The 7,428-nt window shown below is 70.3% G+C and carries 10 protein-coding genes; 8 read left to right on the forward strand and 2 right to left on the reverse strand.

What is annotated here, in order from left to right; genetic code table 11:
* The first annotated feature begins 61 nt into the window (after positions 1 to 61).
* The 5 genes from IPZ69_RS45785 to IPZ69_RS45805 all read left to right on the forward strand — a co-directional run bounded on the left by IPZ69_RS45785 (position 62) and on the right by IPZ69_RS45805 (position 3,634).
* A complete protein-coding gene (locus tag IPZ69_RS45785; protein ID WP_235460860.1) occupies positions 62 to 259 on the forward strand; it encodes a Flp family type IVb pilin in 198 nt (65 codons plus the stop codon).
* Positions 259 to 870 (forward strand): pilus assembly protein TadG-related protein, encoded by a 612-nt coding sequence (locus IPZ69_RS45790; RefSeq protein ID WP_308407617.1) that lies wholly within the window; start codon positions 259 to 261, stop codon positions 868 to 870. Before IPZ69_RS45785 ends, IPZ69_RS45790 begins: the two co-directional genes overlap by 1 nt.
* 16 nt (positions 871 to 886) lie before the next feature.
* A complete protein-coding gene (locus IPZ69_RS45795; RefSeq protein WP_235460854.1) occupies positions 887 to 1,468 on the forward strand; it encodes a hypothetical protein in 582 nt (193 codons plus the stop codon).
* A 7-nt stretch (positions 1,469 to 1,475) separates the two neighbouring features.
* The gene (locus IPZ69_RS45800) at positions 1,476 to 2,102 is read left to right on the forward strand and encodes an OmpA family protein (protein WP_235460855.1); all 627 of its coding nucleotides are present in this window, start codon (positions 1,476 to 1,478) and stop codon (positions 2,100 to 2,102) included.
* Between the two features lie 80 nt (positions 2,103 to 2,182).
* Entirely contained in the window at positions 2,183 to 3,634 is a 1,452-nt protein-coding gene (locus IPZ69_RS45805) for an amidase (protein ID WP_235460856.1), read from the forward strand.
* Between the two features lie 4 nt (positions 3,635 to 3,638).
* Here IPZ69_RS45805 and IPZ69_RS45810 read toward each other — a convergent pair whose 3' ends face one another.
* On the reverse strand, positions 3,639 to 4,010 hold the full coding sequence (locus tag IPZ69_RS45810) for a DUF192 domain-containing protein (protein WP_235460857.1): 372 nt from the start codon (positions 4,008 to 4,010) through the stop codon (positions 3,639 to 3,641).
* Positions 4,011 to 4,091: 81 nt separating this feature from the next.
* On the opposite strand from IPZ69_RS45810, the gene IPZ69_RS45815 reads away from it, so the two are divergent.
* Positions 4,092 to 4,964 carry an LLM class flavin-dependent oxidoreductase gene (locus IPZ69_RS45815; protein ID WP_235460861.1) on the forward strand — a complete coding sequence of 291 codons (873 nt, stop codon included), beginning with the start codon at positions 4,092 to 4,094 and terminating at the stop codon, positions 4,962 to 4,964.
* Between the two features lie 41 nt (positions 4,965 to 5,005).
* Positions 5,006 to 5,491, forward strand: a complete 486-nt coding sequence (locus IPZ69_RS45820; RefSeq protein WP_374296210.1) for a GNAT family N-acetyltransferase — start codon at positions 5,006 to 5,008, stop codon at positions 5,489 to 5,491.
* Between the two features lie 7 nt (positions 5,492 to 5,498).
* Here IPZ69_RS45820 and IPZ69_RS45825 read toward each other — a convergent pair whose 3' ends face one another.
* Positions 5,499 to 6,026 carry a DinB family protein gene (locus tag IPZ69_RS45825; RefSeq protein WP_235460858.1) on the reverse strand — a complete coding sequence of 176 codons (528 nt, stop codon included), beginning with the start codon at positions 6,024 to 6,026 and terminating at the stop codon, positions 5,499 to 5,501.
* Positions 6,027 to 6,077: 51 nt separating this feature from the next.
* On the opposite strand from IPZ69_RS45825, the gene IPZ69_RS45830 reads away from it, so the two are divergent.
* Positions 6,078 to 6,863, forward strand: coding sequence for a class I SAM-dependent methyltransferase (locus tag IPZ69_RS45830; protein WP_235460859.1), 786 nt, complete (start codon positions 6,078 to 6,080; stop codon positions 6,861 to 6,863).
* Positions 6,864 to 7,428 lie beyond the last annotated feature (565 nt).

The following is a 7,428-nucleotide window of genomic DNA, read 5'->3' on the forward strand; positions in this document are numbered from 1 at the left end:
GCCGGGTGGGAGCGCGCGGCGTACCTTCTCCGGATCGGAGGCGAACCTGGAGGGGAACACCATGAGCAACTGGTTCAACACCACCGTCGCGTACCTGCGGACCCGTGTCGTCCGCAGCGACAGGGGCCAGACCGCGGTGGAGTACCTCGGCATCATCGCGGTGGTCGTGGCGATCGTGCTGGCGATCACAGGTACGAGCATCGGCCAGTCGATCTACGACGCGATCACGGCGAAGATCGCCGAGGTCACCGGCGGCTGATCGCCCCCCGTACGGACCGAGACGCAGGGCAGGCCTTCCCCATCTACATCACGGTGGTGGCGGGCCTGCTCTTCCTTACGTTCGCCTACCTCGCGGTCGGCCAGGCCGCGGTCAACCGGAGCGGCGCCCAGACGGCCGCGGACGCGGCGGCGCTCGCGGCGGCCCAGGACAAGCGGGACAAGCTCGCGGCCGAGTGGGTGACGGACGTACTCGACCCGAAACAGTGGCAGCGCATCTTCGACGGCGAGGGGACGGACATCGGCGATCCCTGCGCGCGGGCGGTACAGCTCGCCGACAGGAACGACGCCGACGCCGGTTGCGCGTCGCAGGGCTTGCTGGCCTACAAGGTCACCGTCGTGAACAAAAAGCCGGTCGGCGACTCCGTCGTCCCCGGAACGGAGAACGTGTACTCGACGGCCACCGCCATCGCCGTGATCGAGCCGCTCTGTGGGTTCGATCCGCCTGGTGAGGACGCCGGGGACCACACCCTGCCACAGCTCACCTGCAAAGACGGGGACCAGGACCGGAAATGGGACCTGGACCCGGACGACCTCACCGACCTCCCGAAACCCCAGGACCTCTTCGACGTTCACCTGGCGAACCACGAGTGATGAAGGAAAGAGAGTGATGAGCGATCGGTTCACGGCGAAGGCCCGCAGGGGGATGGTCGCGCTGACCGTTGCGGCTGGTCTGGCCATCGGTGTGGCCGGCTGCGGCGGCGGTGGTGGCGACGACAAGAAGCCGGACACTTCGGCGTCGGCCTCCAAGGCAGGTGGCTCCCAGCCGAGTGCCCAGGAGGGCCAGTCGGACGAACCCTTGGCCGAGTTGAAGGGTTCGGACGGCCTGCTCCTGCAGATCACCTCCGCTCAACGCGACTCGGGTGGCTTCGTCACCGTCAACGGCACCCTGAAGAACGACGGGGGTGAGAGCGTCGTCATCCCCTCCGCCCTGAGCGGCAACGAGACCGAGATCATCCGGAACGGCAGGTCACTGGGCGGCGCCACGCTGGTCGATCCCCAGGGCAAGAAGCGGTACTACGTCCTGCGTGACACGGAGGGCCGCCCGCTGACCACCACCGGTTTCTCGACGCTCAAGGCCGGCGACACCCTGGCGGTCTTCATGCAGTTCCCGGCGCCTCCGGCGAACGCGACCGAGGTGGAGTTCCAGCTGCCGACGTTCGCATCCGGCACCATCAAGATCTCCGGGTGAGGCCCCTGTGACCACGACAACCCGCCTCCCCCTGGCCGCAACCACCGCCGCCCTCCTCGTAGCGACCACCCTCTACGCCGCCGGCCCGGCACACGCCGACGACAGTGACCCCAGCGTTCCCCCGGGCACCGAGGCCTCCGCCTCCGCCCCCGTCAAGGTCGACCCCACCGACCCGGACCTGAAGCTGCCCGAGGGCGCCACCCTCGCCGCCGCCAAGGTGCTGGACATCAAGTCGGTCGTGGAGGAGCAGAGCGGTGACGAGCGCCGCGAGGACACCAACGCGGATGTGAAGTTCGCGCTCCAGGCCGAGGTGCTGTTCGGCAAGGACAGCTCCAAGCTCAACGACGAGGCGAAGTCCCGCATTTCGGCGATCGCCGAGGAGATCAAGAAGCAGAACGCGACCCGGATCCGCGTCTTCGGCTTCACGGACGACCTCGGCTCGTCCGCCCACGGCGACGTGCTGTCCCGGCAACGGGCCAACGCCGTACAGGCATTCCTGGACCAGGACCTGAACGACCCGGGCATCACGTTCGAGGTGCGGGGCTACGGCGAGCAGTACCCGATCGCGGACAACTCGACGGAGGCGGGGCGGAAGAAGAACAGGCGGGTGGAGGTGTCCTTCCCACGGGCGTGAAGCGGGGCGGGAGCCGGCCGGGCCCCGTTGCGCGAATCGGTGTTTCGTGACCTCTTCCAAAGGCCGTTACGGTCGGATTCATGGAGTCGAACTTTCCGACGGCCGAAGAACTCTCGGCTGCCTTACGTGCTGGTGAAGTGACCTCGGCGGAACTGACCGACGAGGCGATCGCCCGTATCGAGCGGGACGACAAGGCGATCAACTCGATCTGCGTACCGGACTTCGACCGTGCGCGGACCGCCGCGCGCGACGCCGACCGGGCGCGCGCCCGCGGCGAGGACCGGCCGCTGCTCGGCCTACCGGTGACGGTCAAGGAGTCGTACGACATCGCCGGGCTGCCCACGACCTGGGGCATGCCGCCGCACCGCAACTACATACCGGCCGAGGACGCGGTGCAGGTGTCGCGGCTCAGGGCCGCGGGCGCGGTGGTGCTCGGCAAGACCAATGTGCCCTTGGGGCTGCAGGACGTGCAGAGCTTCAACGAGATCTACGGCACCACCAACAACCCGTGGGACCACGCTCGCACCCCCGGCGGATCCTCCGGCGGATCGGCGGCGGCCCTGGCGTCGGGATTCGGTGCGCTGTCCATCGGATCCGACATCGGCGGTTCGTTGCGCACCCCCGCACATTTCTGCGGTGTCTACGCGCACAAGCCGACGCTCGGGCTGGCGGCGCACCGCGGTATGGTCCCGCCGTCCGCGCCGGCACTGCCGGCCGACCTGGACCTCGCCGTCGTCGGTCCGATGGCGCGCAGCGCCCGCGACCTCGCGCTCCTGCTCGACGTCATGGCCGGACCGGACCCGCTGACGCTCGGTGTGGCGTACCAACTGACGCTGCCGCCCGCGCGGCACGAGCGGCTGCGCGACTTCCGGGTCCTGGTCCTCGACGAGCATCCGCTCATTCCGACCGGGTCCGCCGTGCGGGCGGGTGTGCACCGGGTGGCCGACGCGCTGGCCGACGGCGGCGCCCGCGTCGAACGGCACAGTCCGCTGCTGCCCGATCTCGCGGAAGCCGCGACGCTCTACACGCAGTTGTGGTTTTCGAGTGCCGCCGCGAGTTTCCCCGTCGAGGTGTACGAGGAGCTGCGGACTCACGCCGCCGGGCTGAGCGCGGACGACCGGAGTCTCGACGCGGCGCGGCTGCGCGGCATCGTGCTCAGCCACCGTGACTGGGTCGCGGCGAACAACCGTCGCGAACTCCACCGCCACGGCTGGCGGCGGCTCTTCGCCGAGTTCGACGCCGTGGTGTGTCCCGTCACGCCCACTCCCGCGTTCCCGCACGACCACGATCCCGATCTGAGAGCACGCAAGATCGACATCGACGGCGTCGCGTACCCGTACCTCGACCAGCTCGTCTGGGCCGGTGTCGCCACCATGCCCGGTCTACCCGCCACCGCCGTACCGGCGGGCCGGTCCCCCGAGGGCCTGCCGGTGGGAGTGCAGCTCATCGGCCCGATGTTCGAGGACCGCACCCCGCTGCGGCTGGCCGAACTGCTGGAGCGGAGGATCGGCGGCTTCCGGGCACCGCAGTAGGGCCCTACGACTCCACCTCCACGGCGACTCGCACACCGACGTCCAGACCCCACCCGGCCATGACCCCCGCCTCCGACTCCAGCACATGCCGGGAGCGGAAGCGGGGGAGGCCCAGGCGGCCCGGCTTCATCGTGCGGACGGCCATGACGGTGAGGTGGCGGTCGAGGTAGGCGACGTCGATGGGGATGCGCATGCGGAAGGTGTGGATGCCGCCTGCGGGGGAGAGCAGGATCGCCCCGTCGACGGAGTCCCGCCCCAACAGGCCTTTCGTCCGGGCGCGATAGGAGGTCGCGATCTCCAGCGGCACGGCGACCGCGGCGCGGCTGCCGTCACCGTGCACCACGAGCTTCCCTCGCCCGTCCCGCCAACGTGCCATCGCCGGTCCACCTCCCCTGTCCAGGTGACCGTATCCATAAAGGAGTTGTCCCGGATCCCCTCGCCCGCTACGAAGGTCGGCATGACTCGACTCGGTGCTGTCTTTCGGCCTCAGCTTCCGGCTGAGCGGTTGCGGGGTGTGGCTCGGCTTGCTGATGAGTGCGGGCTAGAGGAGTTGTGGCTGTGGGAGGACTGCTTCCTGGAGGGCGGGATCTCGACGGCCGCCGCCGCGCTCGCCTGGACCGAGCGGGTTCGGGTCGGTGTCGGGCTGCTGCCCGTGCCGCTGCGCAATGTCGCCATCACCGCGATGGAGACCGCCGCGCTGCACCGGATGTTCCCGGGGCGCGCGATCGTGGGCGTCGGGCACGGCGTGCAGGACTGGATGGGGCAGGTCGGCGCCCGTGCCGAGTCCCCGCTGACCCTGCTCCGGGAGCATCTCCACGCGCTGCGCGCCCTGTTGGCCGGTGAGCGGCTCACCGTGGACGGGCGGTACGTCAAGCTCGACGACGTGGCGCTCGACTGGCCGCCCGAGGGTCGCGCCGACGTCTTCGCCGGCGCCACCGGACCGCGCACGCTGCGTCTGACCGGCGAGGCCGCCGACGGCACGATCCTCACCGCCGCCACACCCCCGGACGGCGTGCGGCGGGCGCGGCGGCTCATCGAGGAGGGGCGGCGCGCCGCCGGGCGCGAGGGGACGCACCCCGTCGTCGTCTACCTCCTCACCGCCACCGGCCCCGACGCCGCCGCCCGGCTCCGTGCCGAGCTGGTCGACGAGGGGCTGGAGCCGGTCCCGGAGCTCGGGGTCGCCGGAGACGCGGGGGCCGTCGCCAAGGCGGTTCAGCGGCTCGCCGAGGCGGGCGCCGACACCGTGGTCCTGCAGCCGACGGGGGACGAGCCCGACCCCGAGGGATTCGTCCGGTTCGCGGCCGAGGAGGTCCGGCCCCTCGTGCCGTAGCGCGGGACCCGTTGTCAGTGGCGGCTGACACACTCGGCCCCATGACCGAGATGCATGACGGTGCGTACGAAGAGGTACGGCTGCGCGAGGTGACGGACGACGACCTGGAGGTCTTCTTCGTCTTCGAGCACGATCCGGAGGCCGTCCGGCGGTCGAGGTTCACTCCCCGGCCGCGGGACGCCTTCCTGGCCCACTGGAGGGAGCGCATCCTCGGGGATCCCGACTGCCTGGTGCGGACGGTCACCGTGGACGGGGAACCCGCCGGGAACCTCGGCTCCTGGACGGAGGGCGACCGCCGGTTCGTCGGCTACTGGCTGGGCCGCCCGTACTGGGCCCGCGGCATCGGCACCAAGGCCCTCGCCCTCTTCCTCCAGCAGGAGCTCACCCGTCCCCTGTACGCCGACCCCTTCTCCCGCAACACGGCCTCCGTCCGGCTCCTGGAGAGACACGGCTTCGAGCGCGCCGGCACGCTCCGGCACGGAGAGGACGAGCACGTCCTGCTCGTACTCCACGAGGAGAAGAGCTGAGACCGGCTCAGGCCGGGTTCGTGTCGCGTGGGTGGTCTCCCGTCGCGCCGTCCAGGAGTTCCCGCACGATGTCCATGTGACCGGCGTGCCGTGCGGTCTCCTCGATCATGTGGACGAGGACCCAGCGCAGGGACACCTGATGGTCGCGCCAGGCGGGCTTGCCGAGGTCGTCCAGGGACAGCCGGGCGATGACGCCGTCGGCGGCGGTGCGCGCACGGTCGTAGAAGGCGATGATCCGGTCCGTCGTCTCGTCGGGGCCGACGGTCATGTCCTCGCCCTGGTACGGGTCGAACCAGAAGGGTTCGACCTCGCCGCCGAACGTCTCCACGAACCAGCCGTACTCCACGGAGGCCAGGTGCTTCACCAGCCCGAGCAGGTTCGTCCCGGACGGAGTCATGGGACGGCGGAGCTGTTCGTCGTCCAGCCCGTCGAGCTTCCACCGCACGGCGTCCCGGTGCCGTTCGAGGCCGGCGTGCAGGGTTTCCTTCTCGCCGCCGGCGTACGGCATGCCCGGACCTTCATCACGTGTCGTCATGCCGCCGAAAATTAGCAGCGCGCACCGACAGCGTCCTGTCATGATCACCTCATGGCAGCCGACCGCACCTTCGAAGACCTCGTCGTCGAGGGCGTCGCCGTTCCGACCGAGGGATGGGACTTCTCCTGGTTCGAGGGCCGGGCCACCGAGGCCCGTCCGTCCTGGGGGTATGCGCGCTCGGCGGCCGACCGGCTGGCGCACGCCACGGCCGCGCTCGACATCCAGACCGGCGGGGGCGAGGTCCTGGACTTCTCCCTCAACACGGCGGCCCCGGACCGGCCCGCGCTGCTCGCCGCCACGGAGGGCTGGCCGCCGAACGTCATCAAGGCCACCGCCCTGCTGCGCCCGCGCGGTGTCGTGGTCGTCGCCGCGGACGAGGACGCGTCGCTGCCGTTCGCCGACGGGACCTTCGACCTGGTCCTCAGCCGGCACCCGGTACGGCCGCACTGGGACGAGATCGTCCGGGTGCTGCGGCCGGGCGGCACGTACTTCGCCCAGCACGTCGGGCCCAGCAGTGTCGTCGAACTCGTCGAGTACTTCCTCGGGCCCCAGTCGGAGCAGACGCGCACGGCCCGTCACCCCGACCGCGAGCGCGTCGACGCCCGGGCGGCCGGGCTGGAGATCGTGGACCTGCGGGCGGAGCGGCTGCGCATGGAGTTCCACGACATCGCCGCCGTCGTCCACTTCCTCCGCAAGGTGATCTGGATGGTCCCGGACTTCACCGTCGAGAAGTACGAGCCCCGGCTCCGCGCCCTGCACGAGCGGATCCGGACGGAGGGTCCGTTCGTGGCCCACAGCACCCGACACCTCTTCGACGCCCGCAAACCCGGCCGCTGAACGACCGCCGTAGGCGCCCCTCCTGGGAAATGGCCGGGAACTGCCGTTCGGCACCTGGTCACTGTCCCGTGAATCGGGCGATCTGCGCATAAGCGAACGAGGTGGTCACTCCAGCCCCTTCCATCTCCACGGGGTTTCCACATCGTTATCGCCAGCGGCTCGCATCGCCTGCACTCTTCACGTAAGTTCAGACCAAGGTAATTCGCGTCAGCAAAGCTACGCGGGCGGCATCGCGCAGCGGAGGGGGCTGCGCGGTGCCGGGAACCACCTGCGCCCCCGTCAAGTCGCCGTTCGCGACACGGGTAGCCCATCGGGGGGACGCCCCGATTCGCCGAGAATCAGCTGTGAATCAGCCATGTATCGGCTCTGAACAAGGACTTTCGCGCCCACCTGGGCGTCGCCGCACGACTCCGGAGAGTAGTTGTGGCACGCCGATGCACGCAGCATCACTTACGAAGGGTTATGGTGGAAACCCCCCCTCGGGCCGGTCCGTCTCCCCCCCACGGACCGGCCCGTTTTTTGTTCGCCGCCGGTTCCTCTTCAAGAGGCGCCGTCCACCCCGACC

The organism is Streptomyces olivochromogenes (assembly GCF_021538895.1).
GTDB classification, from domain to species: Bacteria; Actinomycetota; Actinomycetes; order Streptomycetales; family Streptomycetaceae; genus Streptomyces; species Streptomyces olivochromogenes_A.

Bases quoted from the DNA above. Each gene is read 5' to 3' on its own strand.
- IPZ69_RS45820 (WP_374296210.1), top strand. From the start codon at position 5,006: ATGACCGAGATGCATGACGGTGCGTACGAAGAGGTACGGCTGCGCGAG.
- IPZ69_RS45785 (WP_235460860.1), top strand. From the start codon at position 62: ATGAGCAACTGGTTCAACACCACCGTCGCGTACCTGCGGACCCGTGTC.
- IPZ69_RS45805 (WP_235460856.1), top strand. From the start codon at position 2,183: ATGGAGTCGAACTTTCCGACGGCCGAAGAACTCTCGGCTGCCTTACGT.
- IPZ69_RS45825 (WP_235460858.1), bottom strand. From the start codon at position 6,026: ATGACGACACGTGATGAAGGTCCGGGCATGCCGTACGCCGGCGGCGAG.
- IPZ69_RS45810 (WP_235460857.1), bottom strand. From the start codon at position 4,010: ATGGCACGTTGGCGGGACGGGCGAGGGAAGCTCGTGGTGCACGGTGAC.
- IPZ69_RS45815 (WP_235460861.1), top strand. From the start codon at position 4,092: ATGACTCGACTCGGTGCTGTCTTTCGGCCTCAGCTTCCGGCTGAGCGG.
- IPZ69_RS45830 (WP_235460859.1), top strand. From the start codon at position 6,078: ATGGCAGCCGACCGCACCTTCGAAGACCTCGTCGTCGAGGGCGTCGCC.
- IPZ69_RS45795 (WP_235460854.1), top strand. From the start codon at position 887: ATGAGCGATCGGTTCACGGCGAAGGCCCGCAGGGGGATGGTCGCGCTG.